This is a genomic window from Flavobacterium sp. N2270 (assembly GCF_025947225.1).
GTDB lineage: Bacteria > Bacteroidota > Bacteroidia > Flavobacteriales > Flavobacteriaceae > Flavobacterium.
Genome location: NZ_CP110005.1, coordinates 753,820 through 778,121 on the forward strand (window position 1 = coordinate 753,820; position 24,302 = coordinate 778,121).

Below are 24,302 nucleotides of genomic sequence, written 5' to 3' on the forward strand. Positions count from 1 at the left end.
AGAAAAAAGATGAAAGAGAAAAGATTTTTGAGTTTGATTTTATTCATTGCTGCATTTTCCCTTTCTGCTCAAGTAAAAGGAATTGTTTTGGATAGTATTTCAGATAAGCCTATTGTTTATGCAGCAGTTATGTATGAAAACTCTAAAATTGGAGTAAACACAGATGAAAACGGAAATTTTATTTTACCTCAAAAAGATTCTTTAAACATAATTCATGCTTCTAATTTGGGTTATTTTGATAAAAAAATATCCAAAGATTCAAATTTAATTATAAAACTTGCTCCAAAAATTTATAACTTAAATGAAGTTGTTGTTACTGATAAAAGAAACAATGAGGAATTAATTATTGGAGATATAAAGAAAAAAGGAACTGGTTTTAGTAATGGAGGAACATCACATATTTGGGCCAAACTATTCCAATTTGAAGATAAATTTTACGTTTTTAAACATGTTAAAGAAATTAAGTTCATTACTAACTCAAGAGTAAAAAACTCAATACTTAAATTAAGATTATTTACAATCGATTCACTTAACATAATTAAAGATGATTTAATAAAAGAAGATATTATTATTACCTGTAAAAAAGGAAAACAAATTCAAACGATAGATATTTCAGAATATAATATTATTTTTCCTGAAGAAGGCTTAATGATTGGATTTGAAAATTTAGTTATAGAAGAAAACAAATTCGAATATATTTATACAATTGAAGGACAAAAAGGCAAACACAAAGGAATTAGTTATGAACCTAAAATTAAAGGTTTTTTTAATAATGAAGCAACAGTTTACTCCATTTCAAACAACAAAGCCTTTTTAATGATTTATAAAGCAAAAAATCAAGAAGGTTTTCACGATATAAGCTTACAAATCACATTAACCAATTAATATGAAGCAATTTTTTTTCTTATTACTAACTACATTTTCCCTTTCCGCACAAGTAAAAGGAATCGTTAAAGATAACAGTACTGGCGAACCTATTCCATTTGTAAATATTTGGGTTGAAAATGAGAATATTGGAACTACTACTGAAATAGACGGAACATTTTCTATTAACGTTAAGGAAAAAGATAAAAAATTAATCATCTCTGTTTTAGGATATGAAACACAGACTTTAAAACAAGCCGAATTCATGAATATTGAGCTTATGCCAAAATTGTATGAACTTAATGATGTGGTTGTTTTAATGAAGAAACAATCCAAGTATTTAGAAATTGGAAATGTAGATCACACTATTATGCAAGCTTTTGATAACGGTCCAAAAGTGGAAGCAAAATATTTTCCTTATGATTCAAAATACAAGAAACTAAAATTCATAAAAAAAGTCACCATTTTTACCGATTGTAGAATTGACAGCGCTTCTCTAAAAATTCGTTTTTTCAGCGTTGATTCTTTAGGAAATCCAAGTTATGAATTATTAAATAGAGATTTTATTGTTACTGTAAAAAAAGGAGTTATAAAACATAAATTTGATGTTTCAGAATTCAATTTAACCATGCCAACCAATGGAATTTTTGTAGCTTATGAAAAACTATTAATCTCAGATAACAGAACATCAAAAGGATATCAACCATATGTTTTATACAATCATGTGGATCGTGATTTTTATTTTGTTTTTACGGGTGGAAAATGGTATAAACTCATTAACAATGAAGATCCACTAGAGCAAATTAGCATCAATGAACCTGCTATAAATCTAATCCTTACTAACTAATAATAAAAAATCTTACCTTTGTTGGTTAGATATAAATAATATAAATGAAAGAAATTAAAAACATTTCGCGTTCTAGAGCGCAAGAGTCGTCAGCAGCTATTGAACGACTGTACATTACCATGAGACATTTATTTAACAGAGGTTTTTATAAACCAATGGGTGTTTCAGGAGAAACTTTAAGAGAAGCCTTACTATCACTTCGACCAGAAATTTACGGAAGTATTGCAGAAGAAAAAGTAGAATTAAGCGGATTATTATATGTAATTGAGCGATTACCTATTGGTATCGAACAATGCAGATATATTAATTTAACTTCAGATGAAGGATATTCAAATTCTCATTTTAAAGCAATTGTTCCTCCAAAAAGAAGAAGAAATTGTTATCGTATTGACGATGAACAAATGAATATTGAAATTACACGTGGACGTTCAGATATTTATGATATTTTAACCCATTTAACCTTTATTTTTATTGAATCTCATAAAATTAAAGATCGCGTTTTAATTGATGAAGAAGGAAAGGTTTCTCGCGATTGGGAAAAATTAGAAGAAACAGTTTTAAATACTAAAAAACTTACTTTAGTGGAAAGAGAAAAAGCAATTTCTCATGCCGCTAATATTTTAGGAAGAACATTTGCAGAAGTACAAAGTATTTACCCAGATTTTGCTACAGCAGATGCTCCAGAACGTTTTTTACATATTGTATATTGGTTAGGAAAACTAGCTATTGAAGAAGTAGTAGATAATAATAAACGTACTATTACTTTTAGTCCTATTCTTAGAGAGCGCTTAGGACACCATATTTATGGAGAAATTTGGGCAAATAACATTAAAGAAGTTTTAGAAAAAAATAATTTATTACAAAGACCAATTCATGTTATAAGTGCCAATATGCACAGTGTAATGAATTCTATTTTTGCTAAACCCGTTTTAGAATCTAAATACAAAGGAAAGTCTGATTATGTGATTTATGAAGATTTAAGCAGTTCTTCTAATAACGATTTACGTAAAAAAGTAGAAACTGTTGCCATGCAACAAGGAATGGTTTTTTTACCAGATACTTCAGGAACCAATATTGATGTTCAAATTTTTGATACTGCAAAGATTGATTTAAAGAAATCAGCATTTCCAACTGCACAAATTAATGGTGAAAAACCCGTTTTAATTGTAATGGATTATGCTTTTGGGGAACAAGCCTACGAAACTATTGATGAGCTTTTAAAACCATATAAAAAAGGAAAAGACAAAACATTTATTAATGTTGAATCGGTTTCGATAATGGGTAAAGCTGGAATTCTTGAAGGCGGAAAAGGAGACATTATGATTCCTTGTGCACACATAAACGAAGGAACTGCAGACAATTACCCTTTTGAAAATGAATTAACAGCAGAAATGTTTAAAGGACATGATATGCCTGTTTTTGCAGGACCAATGGTTACTGTTCTTGGTACCTCTTTACAAAATAGAGATTTATTAAAGTTTTTCCATGAATCAACTTGGAAAGCTATAGGTTTAGAAATGGAAGGAGCTTATTATCAAAAAGCAATTCAATCGGCTTCTAAAATTAGAAAAAGTATTAACCCAAATGTAAAAGTTCGATATGCTTATTATGCATCTGATAACCCTTTGGAAACAGGTAGCACACTAGCTTCAGGAGGATTAGGAACAACAGGTGTAAAACCAACGTACTTAATTACCATTAAAATTCTAGAACAAATTTTCAACGTTAAATAATCATTATGAGCTCAAACCCTCAAGACCAAGAAATAGATTTAGGTCAAGTGTTTACTAAAGTAGGATCTTTATTTCAAAAAGGAATTGATTCTATATTTGATTTGTTTTTATTTATAAAAAAGAAATTTTTACTGCTAACTGTTTTATTAATTATTGGAATAGTTGCAGGTTATTTTTTAGATAAAAATAATAAATCTTATAACCATCAGGTTATTGTTATTCCAAATTTTGGAAGTACTGATTATTTATACTCTCAAATTGATTTACTAGAAGCAAAAAGAAAAGAAAATGATACGGTTTATTTAAAAGAAATTGGAATTAAAAAACCTTCAAAAATTAATTCTTTTAAGATTGAACCTATAATTGATGTTTATAAATTTATAGAAAACCAAAATAACGATAAAGCCAATTTAAATTTTGAGTTAATAAGACTTATGGCTGAAGATGGAGATTTGGAAACAATTTTAAAAGATGGTTTAACTAGTAAAAATTATCCATATCATATTATTAATTTTTCAACAATAGGTCAAACTACAGAAGAGGCAACTGTTCAACCTATTTTAGCGTTTTTAAACAGTTCTAATTATTATAATACTATTCAAAAAGAGTATATTAATAATATACAGTTAAAAATGATTGCGAACGACAGTACAATTTCTCAAATTAATGAATTGTTAAATGATTTTGCTAAGACATCTTCAAATGAACAAAAAAGCGATAAATTAGTTTATTATAATGAAAACAACCAATTAAACGAAATTATTAAAACTAAAGATGCATTGGTTAGTGAGCAAGGTATTCATAAAATTAATTTGATTAATAACGATAAGACTATAAAACAAGTAAGTTCAATTATTAATATAAAAGATACTAAAGGTGTAAATGGTAAAATGAAATTAATACTACCTTTTTTATTCCTCTTTTTATTTTTTATTTTTTCTGGTTTACAAATATTTTACAAACGTCAAATTAGTAAAAGAAACATAGCTTAGTTATGAAACATATTTTAGTAACAGGTGGAGCTGGATTTATTGGATCTAATTTTATTCCTTATTTTTTGGAAAAAAACCAAGATTATCATATAGTTAACCTTGACTTATTAACTTATGCGGGTGATTTAGCAAACTTAAAAGAAACTGAAAATCATAATAGATACACTTTTATACAAGGAGATATTTGTGATGGTAATTTTATAAAAGAATTATTTATTAAACATCAATTTCATGATGTAGTTCACTTCGCTGCCGAAAGCCATGTAGATAATTCTATTTCTGGTCCGGAAGCTTTTATTAAAACTAATGTTTTAGGAACGTTTAATTTATTAGACACAGCCAGAAAACTTTGGATGAACGGCCCAAATGATTATAAAGAAAACTTTAAAAATGCTCGTTTTCACCATGTTTCTACCGATGAGGTTTATGGAACACTTGGCGAAATTGGTTTGTTTGAAGAAACCACACCTTATGCGCCAAATAGTCCGTATTCTGCTTCAAAAGCAGGTTCAGATATGATAGTTAGAAGTTATTTTCACACCTACGGAATGAATGTGATTACTACTAATTGTTCTAATAATTACGGACCAAAACAACATAACGAAAAGTTGATTCCAACAATCATTCGTAAAGCAATTACAGGTGAACCTATTCCCATTTATGGCGATGGAAAAAATGTACGCGATTGGCTGTATGTTTTAGATCATTGTAAAGGCATTGAATTGGCTTTTAAAATTGGTAAAGCAGGTGAAACCTATAATATTGGTGGAAGAAATGAAAGAAATAATTTGCAGATAGTAAATACTATTTGTGAAATATTAAATTCAAAAATTCCATTAAAAGAAGGAAAATATCAAGATTTAATTACGTTTGTAAAAGATCGCCCGGGTCATGATATGCGTTATGCAATTGATGCTACTAAAATTGAAAATGATTTAGGTTGGAAAGCCGATGAAAATTTTGATACAGGAATTCTTAAAACCATAGAATGGTATTTAGAAAAGTTTAAAAAATAGAAAAAGGTTTATATGGGTTATGTATGGAGTATCTATGGAGTAACTACGGAGTATCTATTTAGTTTAAGTTTATAAAAATATGAAAGGAATTATATTAGCAGGAGGTTCAGGAACACGTTTACACCCTTTAACATTGGCCGTAAGTAAGCAATTGATGCCTATTTATGATAAACCAATGATATATTACCCATTGTCTACTTTAATGACGGCTGGTATTCGCGAAATTTTAATTATTTCTACTCCTCAAGATTTGCCTTTATTTGAAAAATTATTAGGTGACGGAAGTAATTTAGGTTGTCGATTTGAATACGCAGTACAAGAAAACCCAAATGGTTTAGCTGAAGCATTTATCATTGGAAAAGAATTTGTGGGTAACGATAAAGTTGCTTTAATTCTTGGAGATAATATTTTTTATGGAACTGGTTTAGCCGAATTATTACAAGCCAATAACAATCCAAACGGAGGAATTGTATATGCTTACCATGTGCTTGATCCAGAACGTTATGGAGTAGTTGATTTTGATACTGAAGGTAAAGTTCTATCTATTGATGAAAAACCCTCACACCCTAAATCAAACTATGCTGTTCCAGGAATTTATTTTTATGACAATTCTGTCCTTGAAATAGCCGCAAACATTAAACCTAGTCATCGTGGTGAATTAGAAATAACTGATGTAAATAAAGAATATTTAAAACAAGGAAAACTACAAGTAAGTATTTTAGATAGAGGAACTGCTTGGTTAGATACAGGAACTTTTAATTCGTTAATGCAAGCCGGACAGTTTGTTCAAGTTATTGAAGAACGCCAGGGATTAAAAATTGGTGCTATTGAAGAAGCAGCCTATAAAATGGGGTTTATTGATGCTGCACAATTGGAAAAATTAGCAGAACCATTATTAAAAAGCGGTTATGGTACGCATTTAATGAGTTTGATTAAAAAATAAACATGAACTTTACAGCTACTAAATTACAAGGTTGTTTTATTATTGAACCCAAAATTATTTCTGACGAAAGAGGTAGTTTTATGGAAAGCTATAATGAGAAAACATTTGCAAAAGGAGTAGGACAAAATGTTCACTTTGTTCAAGACAATCAGTCTGTTTCTAAAAAAGGAGTTTTAAGAGGTTTACATTATCAATGTGGAGAACACGCGCAAGCAAAGTTAGTTCGTGTTTTACAAGGTGAAGTTTTAGATATTGCTGTTGATATTCGTCCAGAATCAGCAACCTTTGGTCAATATGAATCGGTATTGCTTTCAGCTGAAAACCAAAAACAATTTTTTATTCCAAGAGGTTTTGCACATGGTTTTTTAGTTTTATCCGATACAGCAACTTTCTTTTACAAGTGTGATAATTTTTATAATAAAGAAAGCGAAGGCGGTATTATTTTTAACGATAATACTATAAATATTGATTGGAATTTTCCTTCCGAGAAATTAATAATTTCTGAAAAAGATAAGTTTTTACCTACTTTAGAAAACGCCAAAAAAGTATGGTAGTTTTAGTAACCGGAGCCAACGGACAGTTAGGTCAAGCAATTCAATCGATTGTTGATAATTACCCTTCAATCGATTTTGTGTTTTGTTCTTCTAGTGATTTAGATATTACAAATTCTGCGAATTGCGAAGCCATTTTTAAGCAATATAAACCTCAATTTTGTATTAATGCTGCTGCATACACTGCAGTTGATAAAGCAGAAAGCGAACCCGAAAAAGCACATTTAATTAATGTAACTGGCGCTAAAAATGTAGCAGAAGTTTGTAAACAATATAATACTATTTTACTTCATATTTCTACCGATTTTGTTTTTGATGGAACTGCTAAAAAATCATACACAGAAGACGATGTCCCAAATCCAACAGGAGTTTATGGGCAAACTAAACTAGATGGTGAAATTGCCATTCAGAACACTTGGAATAAGCATTTTATCATTAGGACCTCTTGGGTGTATTCTCCATTTGGAAATAATTTTATGAAAACCATGATTCGTTTAGGAAATGAAAAGGACGAATTGTCTGTTGTTTCCGACCAAATTGGCACACCTACAAATGCAATTGATTTAGCAGAAGTATTACTTTTTATAGTTGAAAATCAAAAGATGAAAATCAAAAGTTTTGGTATTTATCATTTTTCAAATAAAGGTGAATGTTCTTGGTATGATTTTGCAAAAGAAATTTTTACATTAAATCACATTCAAATTAATTTAAAATCTATTCCAACGGAAGCTTATCCAACATCGGCAAAAAGACCAAAATATAGTGTTTTGGATAAAACAAAGATTACAACTACATTTGGAATTCCAATTAATAATTGGAAAGAAAGTTTAAAAAAGTGTACCCAATTGCTATAAACTAAAAATGAAAAAAAGCATTCTATTATTTTTACTTTTTATAACTATTCCTGTCTTGGCTCAAGAAGACAAGAACAATACTTATATAGATGCACAAATTTTTAGAGGTAATGTGTATAAGCATACAAATGATATTGGTCACTTAATTACAGGTCATCCAGATGGTTTTATGTTAAGTTATAACTGGAAAACCTATGGTAAAAAAGAATGGGAACAAGTATATAATTATCCAGACTATGGTGTTTCATTTCATTATTTAGACTTTAAGAATCATTATTTAGGTTATAATGTAGCACTTGGCGTGCATTATAATTTTTATTTTTTAAATCGTCATTTAATGTTTCGAGTTTCTCAAGGAATTGGAATGACATCTCATCCTTATGATAAAGAAACAAACAATAAAAATAACGCATTTGGAACTAAAATAATGGATAATAATTACTTTTTATTACAATATAAAAAAGAAAATATTATTGATAGAATAGGTTTTCAGGCAGGATTTATGCTTACTCATTTTTCAAATGGAAGGTTTAAAGCACCTAATAGCGGAATTAACACTATTGCTTTTAATGTTGGCTTAAATTATAATCTTAACGACACAAAAGAATTTATAGTTGATTCTTTGCCTCCAAAACAATTTTATAAAGAACGAATTAAATATAATATTGCTTTTAGAACAGGTGTTTCAGAAGGACCAGTTCCCGGTTTAGGACAGCGTCAGTTTTATCATATTGGTTTATATGCTGATAAGCGTATTGGAAGAAAAAGCGCTTTGCAATTAGGTACCGATGTTTTCTTTTCGAGATATTTAAAAGATTATATTGAGTTTTCTTCAGTTGCTTTTCCAGACAAGCCACCTGTTGATCCAAATACCGATTATAAGAGAATTGGTTTATTTGTAGGACATGAATTGTTTATTAATAAATTATCTATAGAAGCTCAGGTAGGTTATTATGTGTATAAACCATTTGACTATGAAATTGATATTTACCAACGATTAGGAGCAAAATATTATATTTATAAGAACATTTTTACTGGAGTTGGTCTAAAAACCCACGGAGGAAGAGCAGAAGCTATTGAAGCAACCTTAGGAATTAGATTATGATGAAGCACTATAACTATATATTAATTACAAGTTTATTATTTATACTAACGAGTTGTGGTATATCTGAAGATTGTTTTAAAGGCAACGGCAGTAGAATAACGCAAACCTTTCCGTTAGAAAATTTCACTAAAATTAAAGTGTATGATGGAGTTGGACTTGTTATAAAAGAAGGTCCAACTTATGATGTTACAATAAAAACATCAGATAATATTATTGATAATTTAGATGTTGAAGTAAAAGAAGGTATGTTAATCGTAAAAGATAACTCTACTTGTAATTTAGCTAGAGATTATGGACAAACGATTGTTTATGTTACTACACCTAACCTTGAAGAAATACATTGTAAAACAGATCAAGATATTAAGAGTGATGGGGTGTTGACTTATCCAAATTTAAAATTATTCTCAATGGATTTAAGTGACGGAGCAGGAACAGGTGATTTTTATTTAGAAGTTGTTAGCGACTTTATATATGTAGAAAGTAACAATGTATCAAATTTCACTATTTCTGGAAATACATTTGATATGAATGTTTTTTTTGCTTGGGGAAACGGAAAGTTTAACGGAACAAATTTAACGGTAACAAATACACTTTCATTTTTTCATAGAGGTTCAAATGACATGACTTTTTTTCCTACTAAAAGTTTAATAGGTAATATTTATTCAACAGGAGATGTAATTATTAAAAATCAACCATTAGAAAACCCTAATGTTGTTGAATTTAGTTTGGGAAGATTAATTTTAGATTATTAATGGAATTAAATTCAAAAAAGAGAATATCTATAAATGTTGTTTTTTCTGTACTTCAAGTAGGTATAGTTGGTCTGGTTTATTTGGTAATATATAAAATTTTATTAGAAAAACTTGGAGCTCAACAACTTGGAATTTGGTCTTTGATACTTGCCACAACTTCAGTAGCAAATATTGCAAACCTTGGAATTACATCAGGTATAGTAAAGTTTGTAGCAGAATCTTATGCGCAAAAAGATACTGATTCAATCAATAAAATAATTTTTACTTCATTTTTATCATTGCTGGGATTCTTCTTAGTACTTTCAGCTGTTATTTTTCCATTTAGTAAATATATTCTTAAATATATAGTTGAAGAAAAATTTTATTCTTACGCAGTTAGTATAGTTCCACTTTCTTTATTATCCCTGATTATAAACTCTTTGTCAGGTATATTTACTTCAGTTTTAGAAGGAATTCAAAAAAATTATTTTAAAAATGTGCTACTAATTTTATCATCAATTATTTTTTTGTTGAGCGTTATTTTTCTTACAGACAAATATGGTTTAATTGGTGTCGCTTATGGACAATTATTACAAGCTTTATTTTTATTAATTGCTTCATATTTATTGGTCGCCTTTGAATTTAAAAACCTATTAATTAAAATATCGAATTGGAATACAAAAACATTTAAGGTTGTAACTAGCTTTGGTTTAAAGTTTCAACTAATTTCGATATTAGTTATGTTTGCCGACCCAATCACAAAAGCATTTCTTGGAAAATTTGGAGGGTTATCTTTTCTCGGATATTATGAAATGGCAAACAAGTTAATTTTTCAAGTTAGAGCATTTATTGTAAATGCTAATCAAGTAATGATTCCGGTTTTAGTGCATTCAATGAATACGAGTAAACAAAAAACAGAAAACATATATTTAATAAATTTTAGCTTAACATACTTATTAAGTTTATTATTAATGTCTACTTTGATAATATTAACACCACTAATTTCTTATTTTTGGATTGGTGATTTTAACCAGTATTTTATGTTTAGTATGTATTTACTAGCAGTTGGAGTCTTTGTAAATATTTTAAGTTCCCCGGCTTATTTTGCATGTATTGCAAAAGGAGAACTTTTGTTATTAATAAAAGCTCATTTTTTGATGACAGTCATTATTATAACATTTAGTTACTTTTTCGGAAAATTATACGGTGGTAATGCTGTTGTAATTTCTTCATCTTTAGCAACTATTATTAGCGCTAGTTATTTAATTAGGATCTTTCACAAGGAAATTAAAGAAAAGTTAATCTTTAATAAAATTAATTTATTGTATTTAACAATTTCTATACTTCTTTGTCTTGCAACTATTATCGGGTTCAATTATTTTTCTGAATTAAAAGATTTAAAAATATATTTAATTATAAGTTCAACAATATATTTAGTTTCTTTGTATTCAATTGTTATAAAGCTAAGTTTAAAGTCAATTAGAAAGCAAATTTAATCATTATGTCAAATATTTTTCAGTCACAATTTAACCAAGATGAAATAGTAAATACTCTTTTAAAAAATAAAAGAGATGGCTTTTTTGTCGACATAGGGGCATATGATGGGGTTACTTTTTCAAACTCATTTTTTTTCGAAAAAAGTAATAATTGGAAGGGAATTTGTTTTGAGCCAAACCCTATCATCTTTAAAAAGTTATCTAAAGCCAGAAAGTGTAAATTGATTAATGGCGGTGTAAGTGAAAAAGAAACAACATTATTGTTTAAGTCATTTTATGGAAATAAAGACTTAGAGATGTTTAGTGGTTTTTCAGATTTTTTTAATGAGGAGCAATTGATTAGGGTAGAGGAAGAGTTAAAGAGAGAAAAGAACAGTGGGTGTGAAGAAATAAACATACAAACCTATCATTTAAATAATGTTTTACAAGAAAACAATATTACTAGAGTTGACTACTGTAGTATTGATACTGAAGGCGGAGAGTTTAATATTATTAAAACAATAAACTTTGATTCTATTTATTTTTCAACGTTTTCGATAGAGAATAATTGCAATGAAGAAGAGCTAATTCAGTATATGGATTCAAAAGGATTTGATTTTATTTTCATATGGAAGTGTGATTTGTTTTTTGTTAACAAAAATGAAAAAATTAATTTTTCAACAAAAATTAAATTATCTAAGTATTATTTTAATTATCACCTTAAAAAAGTGAATTTTTTATATAAACCATTGAGTGCTTTAGGTAGGCTTTTTAATAAATAAAATTTGTTAAATGGATAATATTTTCCATCACAATGTTTGTCTTAAAAATTATAATTTTAAAATAGAAGATGAGTTTTACTTTCTCAATAATCACTGCAACGTATAATAGCGAAAAAACACTTGAAAGAACGATTAAGTCTCTATTAAATCAATCTTTTAAAAATTTTGAATATTTAATTATTGATGGAAACTCATCAGACAGCACATTGAGCATTGTAAAAAAATACGAAAAAGAGTTTACAGATAAAGACATATCTTTTAAGTATATATCTGAACCAGATAAGGGTATATATGACGCCTGGAATAAAGGTTTGTTGTTGGCGTCTGGTGAATGGATAAGTTTTTTAGGCTCCGATGATTATTATATAGAGAACGCTTTAGAGATATATCATTCTAACATAAACACAAACTTTAATTATTTGCATTCAAAAGTTAGACTTGTGGATGAAAATGATAAGCAATTAAAAATTTTAGGCACTCCTATTATTAAAAAACAATTTCATCAATATATGAAAATTGCACATGTAGGTTCGTTTCATCATAAATCATTATTTCAGAACGAAAAGTTTAGTTTAAAATATAAGTCAGCAAGTGATTATTTTTTCTTTTTAAAGAACCTAGAATTAATCAATTCGTTTTATATAAATGAGATTACAGCAGTTATGCAACATGGTGGAATTAGCACAAATGTTAATAGCGCTCTAAAAGAGGCTTTAAGGGTTAAAATAGAAGTGAATAAAAGAAACAGTATATTGTGTTATATAGATTTTTTTATTGCCCATTTAAAGCACTTTGTTGGTCGTAATATTCGTAGTATTTAATATAGCTAAATATAAACAAGTTGAAGAAAAAAAGACCATAATGTCTGTATAAGAAATCTTCAAAAAAGAAAACAATAATACTACTAAAAAGAATTGTGTTCAAAATAGGGTTGTTAAACTTTAAGCAATTTCTAATTATGTTTCCTAAATATATTAGAAAAAACAGAAAGCCTAATATACCAGAGCCAATAAATATGTACATGAAATAATTATGAGTTAGATAGTTATGATTTTCAAAAAAGCTAGAGTCATAATTCGATTTATAACAATTATTTAATTCTGTTTGTATATTTGAAAAACCAACACCTTTAATATAGTTTTCTTTTAGAATTGTTAATGAACAATCAAAAATACTTTTCCTAATATTTGTAGAGTTAAAGTAAAGTCCCTTTGGAGGACCTTTATAATCATTAACCATTTCTATAAATCTAGATTTTATTCCAGGTAAAAAAGATATTCCTGTCAAGAACAATACCATAATCCCCACTAAGTATCTTTTTTTGAAAGAGTTGTTTTTAAGTGTAATGTATAAAATAGAAAAAAGAGTTATTATAATAATCATTTTAGATGAAAGCAATAAAATCATTATTATAAAAAACAAAATAAAAACAACATTCAAACTCTTTTTTTCTTCTTTACTTTTGGTTAATGAATGAACAATACCAACATTTAAAAACAAGGAATAATAAGTAGGGTGAATTTTAAAAATAGCAACATCGTTATAAACATATCTTCTAAAAACAGACTCATTATAATCTTCTTTGAAAAAGTCTAGAAAAGAATGATTAAATAAAAAACTAACTATATAATATATACCTATAACAATACATGCATATTTAAAGTAATAAATATACTTACTCTCTAATTCTTTAAAAACATCACCATTTATATTTAAAAATACAACAGGAAATATTAAAAACATTAATGATTTACTTATGTTTTTCCAATCAATTTCTGCGTCTACTGCAAATAAGTTTGTGAATAGTATTATAAAAAAAGGTAAACTATAAAGCAAAGTCTCTTTAGAAAATTTAAACTTAATTTTATTAATTATAAGATTAAAAAAAGTTAAAATAGAAGTTACTATCAAAAACAAGGAAGAAATATTTTCCTTAAAAAAAGGAAAAAGAAATAAGCTTATTACTGCAAAATTTAATATTATTATAAGTTTATTTTTCATGTGTAATTTGATTTACCTTAGACAAGAAAGAGCTTAGAACAGATTCTGAATCAAAATGTTCTTCAACATATTTTCTAGCATTTTGTCCCATTACAAATGTTTTTTCAGCATTATTTTTCAGTTCAATTATTTTCTGATATACATCAACAGGCTTATTTGAAGAACAATAAAAACCACCTTTAGAGTTTGTTAGAATTGTATTTACTTCAGATTCGCTGCTACCTGTTACTATCGAAGGTCTTGTGCTTGCCATCATTCCTAATAATTTGGAAGGCATTACCGAATCTACTACATCATATTTTTGAAACAAAAAGTGAATATCTGCAGAACAAAGTAAATCTGATAATTCACTATAAGGCACAACATCTTTAAATTTTATAAAATCATAGATGCCAGCCCTCTCTTTTAATTTATCACTATAACCACCATTACCCACTATAACAATTTCAATATTATCATCTTTATTTATTAGTTTACAAAACTCAATAAAAAAGTTCCAATCCTGTTTTTCACCAATATTTCCAGAATACAGTAAATTGTATTTTAATGGGTTAAAGTAGTTGTGTTTTTTAGATGTCTCAGGATTTATATTATTAATAGAAACCCAGTTAGGGAAGAAAAAAGTGTTTTTTGGATTTGATTTTTCGTAAACCTTACCCATCATAGAATTACTAATTGTGCTAACTAGATCTGCAGAGTTTAGAATAATACTTTCAGTTTTTAAAAGAAATTTAAAAAACAATTTAGTAAAAAAAGATTTTTTAGATCCTATACCAGAATCAATTAACAAATCAAATTCAAAATCTTGAAGATGTATCCAAAATTTAGTTTTGTAAATTAATGAATATAGTTTACCTATAAAACAGTTTGTAGTAAAAGGAACAATACAAATAACTAAGTCAGATTTTTTAAGTTTAAATAAATTAACCAACAATCCAAAATTAAAACTTAGAATCATTAATATTCTACTTTTAAAATTCACTTTTGATGGTACATATTGTTTGTATCTAATTACTTCAACACCGTTATTGATTTCTTTATAAAAAGAAGGTTTGTTTTCATAGTTTTCTGGAATTTTCCAATTTGGATAATAAGGGAATCCAGTTAAAACAGTAACGTTAAAACTATTGTTTTTTAAATATTCTGCAAATTGGGAAGTATATAATCCTATGGCTGTATCTTCTGGATAATAATTGGCAGTAATAATTGTAATTTTTTTAGATTTCATTATCTAAATTTTAAATCGAAATTAGCGATTATTATTTTAAATAACTCTAATTGAAACCCTTTAAATGATTATTCAACAAGCTCTTTTTATTCAAGACATTGTAAGTCAGTTGTTTATACAATAAAAAAAAAAACAAATCAAATTAAAAATATATTATATTTGTACCATAAAAATCAAATTTTAAAAATGAAAAAAACAGCTTTAATTTTAGTTATTGCAACATTATTCTTTTCATGTGGAAAAGAGAAACAAGCAGACCAACAAGAAGATACTTCTTCTGTAGAAAATGTTGAATCAAATAGTTATGTAGTTTTATTAGACGCTATTTACGAAAAAAATGATACTGTTCAACTTTTTGTTTATGATGAAAATGACTATGAGGTTGCTAATAGTAGAATTAAAAAAGCAATAATAGGATCTACAGAACCACAGACTATTCAATTTGATTTACCTAATGGATATACCCCTTTTAATCTGGGGATTGGATTTAGTTTAAATGCTGAGCAAGCAACTTTTACTTTGAAAGGTATTACTATTAAGAACGGAGAAGATTTAGTTTATAAACCGGAAGATTATTTAAAATATTATGCTAATAATGATGGTATGGTATTAGACATCCCAACTTCAGTTCATAAATTAATTCATGATAAAATTTACCCACCTTCTTTCATTGGTAACCTAGAAATGAAATCGGTTTTATCTTCATCTGTTAAGTAATTTCTAAAAATATAACAACATATAAAAAAAGGGCTTCGAAAAAGCCCTTTTTTTATATGTTGTTATATAATTCTTTCCATAGCATCCCTTTTTTAGCCCAGCTATAATTATTATCTACAAAATTATATAATGAAACTCCCCTTTCATTTCTTTCACGAATACCCCAATTTAGACTTTCGTTAATGGCTTTTGTTAACTCTTCAATATTTGGATTAATTAATATCCCGCCATTATCGTTCCACTCTCTTTTTAAACCAGTCTGATAAGTAGTTATTACAGGTGTCTTACACGAAGCAGCCTCAAGATTAACCATTCCTATAGCTTCTGAATACGAAGGCGCAATTAATGCCCTTGCGTTAGCTATTAAATGATATTTTTCTTCTCCAAAAACACCGCCAAGAAATTCAACGTTATTTTCTAAATTCAATTTTTTTACAAGCAATTTAAGCTGAATGCAATATTCGTTTTCACTTCCCAGTATTTTTAGTTTTACCTTATTTTTTTTAATACTATTAAATACATTTATTAATAAGTCTATTCCTTTTTTTGGGTCAATTCTCCCAATAAAAATAAAATAGTCTTCATTTGGTTCGTGTTTTAAGTTTGTTGGAATGTTATTTAGGTTTATTAAATTAGGTATTTCAACAATGTTTTTATGATTAGTTAGTTGGAATAAACTATCTTTTTCAAGTGGGGTAATACAATGTAATACTTTAGCATTATTTAAAATTTTATTTAAAATTAACTTTAAATAAACTCTTTTTTTTATTGGATTCTTTTCAAGAATCCAAGGTTCTAACATTCCATGAGGAGAAACTATATAGGGGAGTTTTTTTTCAATAGCAATTTCCGAAGCAATAAATTGACTATATGTATAAACGCCATGCAAATGAAAGGAATTATTCTCATTTAAGGTATTTAAAAAAGATTTTATTTGTGATGAATAACACCATATTTTATCTGTTTTAAATTCAATGAATTCATCAATAACTTCTTTTTTGTTAGTTATTATTTTAGAATTTATATTATTTTTTAATAAATATTCGTGTAACAACAAAAGAACAGTCCTTACACCACCGCTTTCAAACGATACGTTTTCAGTTATATGATTAATTTCTCTCATTACCAAAAATTTTAACTTTATCTCTTAATGAGAAATATAATATAAATACAAAGAAATAGAATTCTGGAGGAAAATAATGACCATCTCTAATAAGTTTTAAAATTAAATAAATTATAATTCCTTGTTCAAAATACATATCTTTTAAGCTAAATACTTGAATAAAAATATAAATCAAAATACATATAAAGAGCAAGCCAAATATTCCTAATTCTGAAAATAAACGAATTGAAAGAGAAGCAGCATCTTTTGAGTTTATAGTTGAAGTTTTTAGTTCAATCATATAGGATGGTGGTCGCATTTCAAAATAATATTTTTTTGTATGCATATAATGGTGACTTCCAAGCCCTGATCCTAAGGGGTGGTCTAAAAAATTTTCTTTTGCTACAAACAAATTGCTTAATAAAGCATAACTACTTTCATTTGTTTTATAGTCAAACTTTCCATGATTTAAAGATTTTAAAGCTTCATAAGTTCCATTAACTCTTAAATTAACCCTTGGGTTGTATTCGTATAGCGCCCATGTTATAATAACTAAAATTGGTATAAGGCTAAAAAAGTAACCAATTCTTTTTTTGTTAATATTTGGCAATATGAACATTAATGCACAACCTAAAAAACCTATAGAAGATTGACTTAAAATTAACGAACCGAAAATAATTATAAAATTTTTATATTTTTCTTCTTTTAAAAAATAATAACAAGCAGGAATTACAACAATTGCATAATGTGCCGGTTCTGTAAAAATACTTTGGAATCGAATACCATCATTTAGATTAATATCTAAAAGCCACATAGGATACCCAATAGCCGCTATAAATAGAGCTGTCTTGCAATAAAACTCAATTATCTTCTTCTTGTTAAAGTAATTAACAAAGTTGTAATAATATGTAGATATAAGACCAATTCCAATTAGTTGAGACAGTAAAAAATTTATAGGTATCCAAAGAAAAAAATAATTAATTAACCCATGAATTAGTAAGAACAAAAATATTAAAAAAATATTTTTGTCAACTACAATCTTTTTTAATCGGCTAAGAAAATAAAAATTACTTAAAATTATTACATAAAATAACTTCCAATCAATTAAAAATTTAAAGTAAAGCGCTTCACTAAAAATAATGAGAATTGAAGAATATAATAAGTATTTTTTTAAATTTATTTTCAACTTAAGACTTAATTTAAATTAAAATCAGGTAAAAGTATTGATAATTATTATCATTAAAAAATACTGGTTTTAATTTAAATTTCACCTTCTTCATATATTTATATTATTATACTTTAAAATTTTCAAAGTAATGCTTAAGTTTGTTGTTATTACTTTTATTATGTTATACCAAGATTTAAGTACTTTTAAAGTACCAGAAAAGTTTAGAGGAGGCGGAAAGTTTAAAGTACAGCTTTGGGGGTTAGTTCAATACTTTTTGTTTCACACTTCGCCACAATTTATGTACGGGTATAGAAATTTCTTATTAAAGATCTTTGGGGCAAAAATTGGTAAAAACGTTTTAATTAGACCAAGTGTAAAAATTACTTATCCATGGAAGTTGTCTATAGGTGATAATACATGGATTGGGGAAGATTGTTATTTATACAATTTGGCTGAAATAAAAATTGGGTCTAATGTTTCTATAGCTCATAGGAATTTTTTCAATACCGGAGGACATGAATATATAAAAACTACATTTGATATTTTTGCAAAACCAATAACAATTAATGATCAAGTTTGGATTACAAGTGAAGTTTACGTCTCTCCTGGCGTAACTGTTAATAAAGGTGCAGTAATTGGAGTTCGTAGTGTGGTTTTTAAAGACATACCAGAAGGTGTAGTTTGTTATGGAAATCCTGCTAAAATTATAAAAAACAGAATTAAGTAGTATGCAAAGAATATTAATTACTGGAGGCTCAGGTTTTATAGGATCTAATTTGGTTCGTTTTTTTTGCGATAAAAACAACGAGGTTTTAAATTATGACATTAAAAAACCAATTGACAATTTACACATTAATAAATGGGTAGAAGGAGATGTTTTAGATTATAATCAATTAAGTTCAACAATAAAAAAGTTTAATCCAGATTATATTTTTCATTTTGCCGCTAGAACTGATTTAGACGAAAATAAAGACATAAACGGATATTCTGCAAATATCAAAGGAGTAGAGAACATTGTTAAAGTTGTGAATGAATTAAAATCAGTCAAAAGAACAATTTATGCTTCGAGTAGAATGGTTTGCAGTATTGATTATACCCCAAAAGATTATAATGATTACTGTCCACCAAATTTGTATGGAGAGAGTAAAATGATAGGAGAGGGAATTGTTAAAAAAAATGCAGTACATGATTATATTATAGTTAGGCCAACATCTATTTGGGGGCCTTTTTTCCATGTTCCATATCGTACTTTTTTTGACACAATAAAAAACGGCACTTTTTTCTTGCCTAAAGGGCATAATCCTAAAAAATCATTTGGATTTGTTGGTAATTCAGTATATCAATTAGAAAATTTATTGTTTTGTTCAACACAAGTTTTAAACAAAGATAAAACATATTATTTAACTGATTACCCTCCATTAGAACTTAAAACATGGTCTGATTTAATTACAAAAAAAACAAACGGAAGAACTACAAGAGAGATTCCTGTTTATATTTTGAAATCAATTGCAATTCTAGGTGACATTCTTGCTAAATTAGGATGGAAGCAAGTTCCTCTCACTACATTTAGATATAATAACATGATAACAAATATGGTTTACGACACATCTGAACTAGAAAAAATATGTGGAAAATTACCTTATAATTTAGAAAATGGAGTAGATATTACCCTAAAGTGGATAAACAAAAAAGTGCAAGATTAATCTTGCACTTTTTTGTTTAAACTTTAAACACTTTAAAATCATTTTCTTTTGCCCATTCTAGTGTTTTTTCAATTCCATTTTTTAAATCAACTTTATATTTCCAACCTAAATTATTTATTTTTGAAACATCGAGAAGTTTTCTGGGGGTTCCATCTGGCTTTGAAGCATCAAAAACTAAGTTTCCAGAAAAGCCAACGATTTCTTTTATGGTTTCTGCTAATTCTTTTATAGTTACGTCTAAACCAGTACCAATGTTTACAAATTCCGTGTCGTTATAATTATGCATTAAAAAAATACAAGCCTCAGCTAAGTCGTCAACAAATAAAAATTCTCGCAAAGGTGTTCCTGATCCCCAAACTACAACTTCTTTTTTGTTGTTATTCTTTGCTTCAATAAATTTTCGTAATAAAGCTGGCAGAACATGCGAGTTTTCTAGATCAAAATTATCATTTATGCCATATAAGTTAGTAGGCATAGCCGAGATAAAATTACTTCCATATTGTTTTTTATAAAACTCGCACATTTTTAAACCTGAAATTTTTGCAATTGCATAAGCTTCATTAGTTGGCTCTAAAGCTCCCGTAAGTAAACAGTTTTCCTTTAAAGGTTGTTCGGCAAATTTCGGGTAAATACATGAACTACCTAAGAACAATAGTTTTTTAACTTTATGAATATGAGCTGAATGAATTATATTGTTTTGAATCATCATGTTATCATAAATAAAACCTGCTGGATAAGTGCTATTAGCGTGAATCCCACCAACTTTAGCCGCAGCTAAAAAAACAAATTCTGGTTTTTCCAATTCAAAAAAATCCAAAACCGCCTTTTGATTTCTTAAATCTAGCTCTTTTGATGATTTTGTAATTATATTTTCAAACCCATTTTCCTTTAGGTTTCTTAGAATAGCTGAGCCCACCATTCCGTTTGAACCTGCAATATATATTTTCGAATTCTTTAGCATACTCTAGGTAATTTAACGTATTGTAAATCGTGCTTCATCATTATTTTTACCAACTCTTCTATTGAAGTTTTGCTTGGGTTCCAGCCTAGCTTTGTTTTTGCTTTTGTTGGGTCACCTAATAGGGTTTCAACTTCAGCGGGTCTATAGTAATTCTCATCAATTTCAATCAATACAACACCAGTTTCTTTACAAACCCCTTTTTCGTTTTCATTTTTACCTTGCCATTCAATTTCAATACCGGCTTCTTTAAATGCTAATTCACAAAAATATCGAACAGAATATTGTAAACCCGTTGCAATTACATAATCTTCAGGAACATCTTGTTGTAGCATTAACCACATGCACTCCACATAGTCTTTTGCATAACCCCAATCTCTTAAGGCGTCTAAATTACCTAAGTATAATTTATCCTGTATGCCGTGTTTGATTCTTGCAGCAGCCAAAGTAATTTTTCGCGTTACAAATGTTTCTCCTCTACGTTCAGATTCATGATTAAAAAGAATTCCGTTTACAGCATACATTCCATATGATTCACGATAATTTTTAGTAATCCAAAATGCATACATTTTTGCTACTCCATATGGAGATCTTGGGTAGAAAGGAGTTGTTTCTGTTTGAGGTATTTCTTGTACTTTACCATAAAGTTCAGAAGTGGAAGCTTGGTAAATTTTTGTTTTATGAGTTAAACCACATATTCTTAATGCTTCTAAAAGGCGCAAAGTACCAATTCCATCAGTTTCTGCCGTATATTCTGGCATGTCGAAAGAAACCTTTACATGCGATTGCGCTGCTAAATTGTAAATTTCATCTGGTTGAATTTGTTGCACTACTCGTATCAGATTGGTAGAGTCGGTCATATCACCATAATGAAGGTTTATTTTCTTCTTTTTATGAAGGTCTTTAATTAAACTGTCAATATATAAGTGTTCAATTCTCTCTGTATTAAAAGTTGAGCTTCTTCTTATGATTCCGTGTACTTCATAACCCTTTTCTAATAATAATTCTGCTAAATAAGACCCGTCTTGTCCATTTATTCCTGTAATTAAGGCTGTTTTCATTAAGAATATCTTTAATAATATATAAAATACAAATAAACAACAAACTTTTAAACTTATTAAAAATTAGTAAACAAAAATTATTGCAATAAGAGTTTGTTTTATTTAAATTATTAATATTGATTAGTTTTAAAAACTTTAGTTAAATTGCAATCGATAATACTTTAGATTGTGAAAATTAATTTTTTTCAGACTTACTTAAATTTAGTAAAATCGAATTTATTTTTGATTTTACTACTATGTATTTTGTCAACACTCACGTTTCCATTAATAATTAACAGTGTTTTTATTGTATTATTGTTACTTGCAACACTTCTTAATATTAATAAATTAAGCATTAAAAAAAATAGTTTTTCAGATTATGCTTTTTTTCTTTTTTTTGCTTGGTTAACACTTTCTTTTATTTGGACAATAAATAAAGAAGATACTTTTAACGCCATAATTAGGCAAACTAGTTTTTTTATTTTTCCTCTAAGTTTTTTGGTTTTTCAAAAAAACTATTTAACTGTTGTTTCAAAATGGTTTAGTTATAGTATGTTTATTATAGCATTGTATTTTATTTTAAGAGCAATAGCAAGGTTTTTTATTTTGAAAAACACAAGTGTATTTTTCTTTCATGGAGAATATACTTCTGATTTAGGATTAGTTCCTAAAGAATTAAATGCTGTTTATGTTGGCGCTTTTTCTAGCTTAGCATTTATTTACTTTTTAATTAAACAAACAAAAAGCAAATTGGATTATTTTATTGTGGTTCTTTTGCTTGTTTTTATTTTTATGCTGAATGTAAATGCGATACTGTTTTCAACCGCTGTACTAGTTGGAATTTATTTTTCTTTTTATTCTAAAACATCAAATAGAATGCGTTTAAGAAATTTGATTTTAATTATTTCAATTTTAATTAGCTCACTTTTTTACAAAACGATAAATAATTTTTTTATTCATGAATTTAAAACCAACACGAGTAAAGGCATTGGACATGATGTGATTTCTGGACTCCCTTCTGAAAAGCACAAGGTTACTATATATGAAGCATGGAATAATAAAACCTTTTCGCCAAATGATTTCTTCCCAGGAACTGCATTTAGAGTTTATCAAGCTCGTTTGTTTTTTGAGTTTTTAAAAGAAGAATCTATTTTTTTAAAAGGTTTTGGTCTTAATGCATCTTATCAGAAAATAGAAGAGAAAGGAATAAAATATAATGTTTTCCCAGGAAACGAATATAAAGAAGGTTACCAAAAAAAGAATTTTCATAATCAATATGTACAAGTTTTTGCAGAGTTAGGGTTAATAGGCTTTGTGTTTTTTTTGATTATATTGTTTATTAATATAAAAAATGCTTTTCAAAGCAAAAATTTTATGCATATTGCTTTTGCAATCCTAATGATAAGCTTATTTTTGACGGAGTCTTTTTTATGGAGGCAAAGAGGTGTTGTGTTTTTTACACTATTTTATTGCTTATTTAACTATAACAAAAAAGAAGAAAATTAGAATGAAAAGAGTTTTAATAACAGGTGCAGCAGGGTTTTTAGGTTCACACTTATGTGATCGTTTTTTAGCAGAAGGATATTTTGTTATCGGAATGGATAACCTTATTACAGGTGACTTGAAAAATATTGAACATTTATTTAAGGAAAAAAATTTCGAATTTTACCATCATGATATAACAACATTTGTTCATGTTCCAGGTGAATTAGATTATATATTACATTTTGCATCGCCAGCAAGCCCAATCGATTATTTAAGAATTCCTATTCAAACTTTAAAAGTTGGGTCATTAGGAACGCATAATTTATTAGGTTTAGCACGAGTTAAAAAAGCACGAATACTTATTGCATCCACTTCTGAAATATATGGAGATCCATTAATACATCCACAAACTGAAGAATATTATGGAAATGTAAATACGATTGGTCCTCGAGGGGTTTATGATGAAGCCAAGCGTTTTCAAGAGTCTATAACCATGGCATATCATACTTTTCACGGAGTAGAAACTCGCATTTTAAGAATATTTAATACATATGGTCCCAGAATGCGACTAAATGACGGCCGTGTAATTCCGGCGTTTATTGGGCAAGCTTTAAGAGGTGAAGATTTAACTGTTTTTGGAGATGGTGGTCAAACACGTTCATTTTGTTATGTAGATGATCAAGTAGAAGGAATATGGAGATTATTGCATTCAGATTATCATATGCCTGTAAACATTGGTAATCCAGATGAAATAACCATTAAAGATTTTGCGGAAGAAATTATTAAATTGACCGGTACAACTCAAAAAATTATTTATAAAGATCTTCCCATGAATGATCCTTTGCAACGTCAACCAGATATTACAAAAGCAAGAGAAATTTTGGGATGGGAACCAAAAGTTGGTAGAGCTGAAGGAATGAAAATTACTTATGAATACTTTAAGTCATTGTCTGCAGAAGAATTAGCGAAAGAAGAACATAAAGATTTTACCAAATATATTTACTAAA

Annotated in this window: 24 protein-coding genes; 18 read left to right on the forward strand and 6 right to left on the reverse strand. The window is 27.8% G+C overall.

Annotation, left to right across the window (positions count from 1 at the left end; translation table 11 throughout):
• The first annotated feature begins 9 nt into the window (after positions 1-9).
• The 13 genes from OLM55_RS03480 (at position 10) to OLM55_RS03540 (ending at position 12,714) form a co-directional block, all read left to right on the forward strand.
• Positions 10-885: a carboxypeptidase-like regulatory domain-containing protein gene (locus tag OLM55_RS03480; RefSeq protein ID WP_264560033.1), complete on the forward strand. Its 876-nt coding sequence runs from the start codon at positions 10-12 to the stop codon at positions 883-885.
• A gap of 1 nt (position 886) precedes the next feature.
• A complete protein-coding gene (locus OLM55_RS03485; RefSeq protein WP_264560034.1) occupies positions 887-1,711 on the forward strand; it encodes a carboxypeptidase-like regulatory domain-containing protein in 825 nt (274 codons plus the stop codon).
• A gap of 44 nt (positions 1,712-1,755) precedes the next feature.
• On the forward strand, positions 1,756-3,444 hold the full coding sequence (locus OLM55_RS03490; RefSeq protein ID WP_264560035.1) for a DUF6909 family protein: 1,689 nt from the start codon (positions 1,756-1,758) through the stop codon (positions 3,442-3,444).
• Positions 3,445-3,449: 5 nt separating this feature from the next.
• Complete coding sequence (locus tag OLM55_RS03495) at positions 3,450-4,436, forward strand: hypothetical protein (RefSeq protein WP_264560036.1); 987 nt, start codon at positions 3,450-3,452, stop codon at positions 4,434-4,436.
• 2 nt (positions 4,437-4,438) lie between these two features.
• Positions 4,439-5,452: a dTDP-glucose 4,6-dehydratase gene (gene rfbB / locus OLM55_RS03500; protein ID WP_264560037.1), complete on the forward strand. Its 1,014-nt coding sequence runs from the start codon at positions 4,439-4,441 to the stop codon at positions 5,450-5,452.
• A 79-nt stretch (positions 5,453-5,531) separates the two neighbouring features.
• Positions 5,532-6,395 carry a glucose-1-phosphate thymidylyltransferase RfbA gene (rfbA, locus tag OLM55_RS03505; protein WP_264560038.1) on the forward strand — a complete coding sequence of 288 codons (864 nt, stop codon included), beginning with the start codon at positions 5,532-5,534 and terminating at the stop codon, positions 6,393-6,395.
• Positions 6,396-6,397: 2 nt separating this feature from the next.
• Positions 6,398-6,949, forward strand: a complete 552-nt coding sequence (gene rfbC / locus OLM55_RS03510) for a dTDP-4-dehydrorhamnose 3,5-epimerase (protein WP_264560039.1) — start codon at positions 6,398-6,400, stop codon at positions 6,947-6,949.
• On the forward strand, positions 6,943-7,800 hold the full coding sequence (rfbD, locus tag OLM55_RS03515; protein WP_264560040.1) for a dTDP-4-dehydrorhamnose reductase: 858 nt from the start codon (positions 6,943-6,945) through the stop codon (positions 7,798-7,800). The genes rfbC and rfbD overlap by 7 nt, the downstream gene beginning before the upstream one ends.
• 7 nt (positions 7,801-7,807) lie before the next feature.
• Positions 7,808-8,905, forward strand: coding sequence for an acyloxyacyl hydrolase (locus tag OLM55_RS03520; protein WP_264560041.1), 1,098 nt, complete (start codon positions 7,808-7,810; stop codon positions 8,903-8,905).
• A complete protein-coding gene (locus OLM55_RS03525) occupies positions 8,902-9,657 on the forward strand; it encodes a head GIN domain-containing protein (RefSeq protein WP_264560042.1) in 756 nt (251 codons plus the stop codon). The genes OLM55_RS03520 and OLM55_RS03525 overlap by 4 nt, the downstream gene beginning before the upstream one ends.
• On the forward strand, positions 9,657-11,132 hold the full coding sequence (locus OLM55_RS03530; RefSeq protein WP_264560043.1) for an oligosaccharide flippase family protein: 1,476 nt from the start codon (positions 9,657-9,659) through the stop codon (positions 11,130-11,132). The genes OLM55_RS03525 and OLM55_RS03530 overlap by 1 nt, the downstream gene beginning before the upstream one ends.
• A 5-nt stretch (positions 11,133-11,137) precedes the next feature.
• Positions 11,138-11,893, forward strand: a complete 756-nt coding sequence (locus OLM55_RS03535) for an FkbM family methyltransferase (protein WP_264560044.1) — start codon at positions 11,138-11,140, stop codon at positions 11,891-11,893.
• Positions 11,894-11,961: 68 nt separating this feature from the next.
• Positions 11,962-12,714: a glycosyltransferase family 2 protein gene (locus OLM55_RS03540; RefSeq protein ID WP_264560045.1), complete on the forward strand. Its 753-nt coding sequence runs from the start codon at positions 11,962-11,964 to the stop codon at positions 12,712-12,714.
• Here OLM55_RS03540 and OLM55_RS03545 read toward each other — a convergent pair.
• Together OLM55_RS03545 and OLM55_RS03550 are read right to left on the reverse strand one after the other, a co-directional pair.
• Positions 12,665-13,894, reverse strand: a complete 1,230-nt coding sequence (locus OLM55_RS03545) for an O-antigen ligase family protein (protein WP_264560046.1) — start codon at positions 13,892-13,894, stop codon at positions 12,665-12,667. The genes OLM55_RS03540 and OLM55_RS03545 overlap by 50 nt on opposite strands.
• Positions 13,884-15,122 carry a WcaI family glycosyltransferase gene (locus tag OLM55_RS03550; protein WP_264560047.1) on the reverse strand — a complete coding sequence of 413 codons (1,239 nt, stop codon included), beginning with the start codon at positions 15,120-15,122 and terminating at the stop codon, positions 13,884-13,886. The genes OLM55_RS03545 and OLM55_RS03550 overlap by 11 nt, the downstream gene beginning before the upstream one ends.
• 186 nt (positions 15,123-15,308) lie before the next feature.
• Between OLM55_RS03550 and OLM55_RS03555 the strand changes: the two genes are divergently transcribed.
• The gene (locus tag OLM55_RS03555) at positions 15,309-15,839 is read left to right on the forward strand and encodes a hypothetical protein (protein WP_264560048.1); all 531 of its coding nucleotides are present in this window, start codon (positions 15,309-15,311) and stop codon (positions 15,837-15,839) included.
• A 52-nt stretch (positions 15,840-15,891) separates the two neighbouring features.
• On the opposite strand, the gene OLM55_RS03560 is transcribed toward OLM55_RS03555, so the two are convergent.
• Both OLM55_RS03560 and OLM55_RS03565 read right to left on the reverse strand, forming a co-directional pair.
• Positions 15,892-16,962: a glycosyltransferase gene (locus OLM55_RS03560; RefSeq protein WP_264560049.1), complete on the reverse strand. Its 1,071-nt coding sequence runs from the start codon at positions 16,960-16,962 to the stop codon at positions 15,892-15,894.
• A complete protein-coding gene (locus OLM55_RS03565) occupies positions 16,949-17,755 on the reverse strand; it encodes a hypothetical protein (RefSeq protein ID WP_264560050.1) in 807 nt (268 codons plus the stop codon). Before OLM55_RS03565 ends, OLM55_RS03560 begins: the two co-directional genes overlap by 14 nt.
• A gap of 502 nt (positions 17,756-18,257) precedes the next feature.
• On the opposite strand from OLM55_RS03565, the gene OLM55_RS03570 reads away from it, so the two are divergent.
• Both OLM55_RS03570 and OLM55_RS03575 read left to right on the forward strand, forming a co-directional pair.
• The gene (locus OLM55_RS03570; RefSeq protein WP_319800100.1) at positions 18,258-18,836 is read left to right on the forward strand and encodes a WcaF family extracellular polysaccharide biosynthesis acetyltransferase; all 579 of its coding nucleotides are present in this window, start codon (positions 18,258-18,260) and stop codon (positions 18,834-18,836) included.
• Position 18,837: 1 nt separating this feature from the next.
• Positions 18,838-19,812: an NAD-dependent epimerase/dehydratase family protein gene (locus OLM55_RS03575; RefSeq protein WP_264560051.1), complete on the forward strand. Its 975-nt coding sequence runs from the start codon at positions 18,838-18,840 to the stop codon at positions 19,810-19,812.
• Between the two features lie 16 nt (positions 19,813-19,828).
• On the opposite strand, the gene fcl is transcribed toward OLM55_RS03575, so the two are convergent.
• Both fcl and gmd read right to left on the reverse strand, forming a co-directional pair.
• Positions 19,829-20,773, reverse strand: coding sequence for a GDP-L-fucose synthase (gene fcl / locus OLM55_RS03580; protein ID WP_264560052.1), 945 nt, complete (start codon positions 20,771-20,773; stop codon positions 19,829-19,831).
• A complete protein-coding gene (gmd, locus tag OLM55_RS03585; RefSeq protein ID WP_264560053.1) occupies positions 20,767-21,831 on the reverse strand; it encodes a GDP-mannose 4,6-dehydratase in 1,065 nt (354 codons plus the stop codon). The genes fcl and gmd overlap by 7 nt, the downstream gene beginning before the upstream one ends.
• Before the next feature lie 531 nt (positions 21,832-22,362).
• Here gmd and OLM55_RS03590 point away from each other — a divergent pair.
• Positions 22,363-23,316: an O-antigen ligase family protein gene (locus tag OLM55_RS03590; RefSeq protein WP_264560054.1), complete on the forward strand. Its 954-nt coding sequence runs from the start codon at positions 22,363-22,365 to the stop codon at positions 23,314-23,316.
• Position 23,317: 1 nt separating this feature from the next.
• The gene (locus OLM55_RS03595; protein WP_264560055.1) at positions 23,318-24,301 is read left to right on the forward strand and encodes a UDP-glucuronic acid decarboxylase family protein; all 984 of its coding nucleotides are present in this window, start codon (positions 23,318-23,320) and stop codon (positions 24,299-24,301) included.
• The last annotated feature ends 1 nt before the right edge of the window (position 24,302 follow it).

What these genes read in the sequence shown, in the direction of transcription:
- OLM55_RS03480 (WP_264560033.1), top strand. Translation starts at nt 10, where the DNA reads ATGAAAGAGAAAAGATTTTTGAGTTTGATTTTATTCATTGCTGCATTT.
- OLM55_RS03485 (WP_264560034.1), top strand. Translation starts at nt 887, where the DNA reads ATGAAGCAATTTTTTTTCTTATTACTAACTACATTTTCCCTTTCCGCA.
- OLM55_RS03490 (WP_264560035.1), top strand. Translation starts at nt 1,756, where the DNA reads ATGAAAGAAATTAAAAACATTTCGCGTTCTAGAGCGCAAGAGTCGTCA.
- OLM55_RS03495 (WP_264560036.1), top strand. Translation starts at nt 3,450, where the DNA reads ATGAGCTCAAACCCTCAAGACCAAGAAATAGATTTAGGTCAAGTGTTT.
- rfbB (WP_264560037.1), top strand. Translation starts at nt 4,439, where the DNA reads ATGAAACATATTTTAGTAACAGGTGGAGCTGGATTTATTGGATCTAAT.
- rfbA (WP_264560038.1), top strand. Translation starts at nt 5,532, where the DNA reads ATGAAAGGAATTATATTAGCAGGAGGTTCAGGAACACGTTTACACCCT.
- rfbC (WP_264560039.1), top strand. Translation starts at nt 6,398, where the DNA reads ATGAACTTTACAGCTACTAAATTACAAGGTTGTTTTATTATTGAACCC.
- rfbD (WP_264560040.1), top strand. Translation starts at nt 6,943, where the DNA reads ATGGTAGTTTTAGTAACCGGAGCCAACGGACAGTTAGGTCAAGCAATT.
- OLM55_RS03520 (WP_264560041.1), top strand. Translation starts at nt 7,808, where the DNA reads ATGAAAAAAAGCATTCTATTATTTTTACTTTTTATAACTATTCCTGTC.
- OLM55_RS03525 (WP_264560042.1), top strand. Translation starts at nt 8,902, where the DNA reads ATGATGAAGCACTATAACTATATATTAATTACAAGTTTATTATTTATA.
- OLM55_RS03530 (WP_264560043.1), top strand. Translation starts at nt 9,657, where the DNA reads ATGGAATTAAATTCAAAAAAGAGAATATCTATAAATGTTGTTTTTTCT.
- OLM55_RS03535 (WP_264560044.1), top strand. Translation starts at nt 11,138, where the DNA reads ATGTCAAATATTTTTCAGTCACAATTTAACCAAGATGAAATAGTAAAT.
- OLM55_RS03540 (WP_264560045.1), top strand. Translation starts at nt 11,962, where the DNA reads ATGAGTTTTACTTTCTCAATAATCACTGCAACGTATAATAGCGAAAAA.
- OLM55_RS03545 (WP_264560046.1), bottom strand. Translation starts at nt 13,894, where the DNA reads ATGAAAAATAAACTTATAATAATATTAAATTTTGCAGTAATAAGCTTA.
- OLM55_RS03550 (WP_264560047.1), bottom strand. Translation starts at nt 15,122, where the DNA reads ATGAAATCTAAAAAAATTACAATTATTACTGCCAATTATTATCCAGAA.
- OLM55_RS03555 (WP_264560048.1), top strand. Translation starts at nt 15,309, where the DNA reads ATGAAAAAAACAGCTTTAATTTTAGTTATTGCAACATTATTCTTTTCA.
- OLM55_RS03560 (WP_264560049.1), bottom strand. Translation starts at nt 16,962, where the DNA reads ATGAGAGAAATTAATCATATAACTGAAAACGTATCGTTTGAAAGCGGT.
- OLM55_RS03565 (WP_264560050.1), bottom strand. Translation starts at nt 17,755, where the DNA reads ATGTGGCTTTTAGATATTAATCTAAATGATGGTATTCGATTCCAAAGT.
- OLM55_RS03570 (WP_319800100.1), top strand. Translation starts at nt 18,258, where the DNA reads ATGCTTAAGTTTGTTGTTATTACTTTTATTATGTTATACCAAGATTTA.
- OLM55_RS03575 (WP_264560051.1), top strand. Translation starts at nt 18,838, where the DNA reads ATGCAAAGAATATTAATTACTGGAGGCTCAGGTTTTATAGGATCTAAT.
- fcl (WP_264560052.1), bottom strand. Translation starts at nt 20,773, where the DNA reads ATGCTAAAGAATTCGAAAATATATATTGCAGGTTCAAACGGAATGGTG.
- gmd (WP_264560053.1), bottom strand. Translation starts at nt 21,831, where the DNA reads ATGAAAACAGCCTTAATTACAGGAATAAATGGACAAGACGGGTCTTAT.
- OLM55_RS03590 (WP_264560054.1), top strand. Translation starts at nt 22,363, where the DNA reads ATGTTTATTATAGCATTGTATTTTATTTTAAGAGCAATAGCAAGGTTT.
- OLM55_RS03595 (WP_264560055.1), top strand. Translation starts at nt 23,318, where the DNA reads ATGAAAAGAGTTTTAATAACAGGTGCAGCAGGGTTTTTAGGTTCACAC.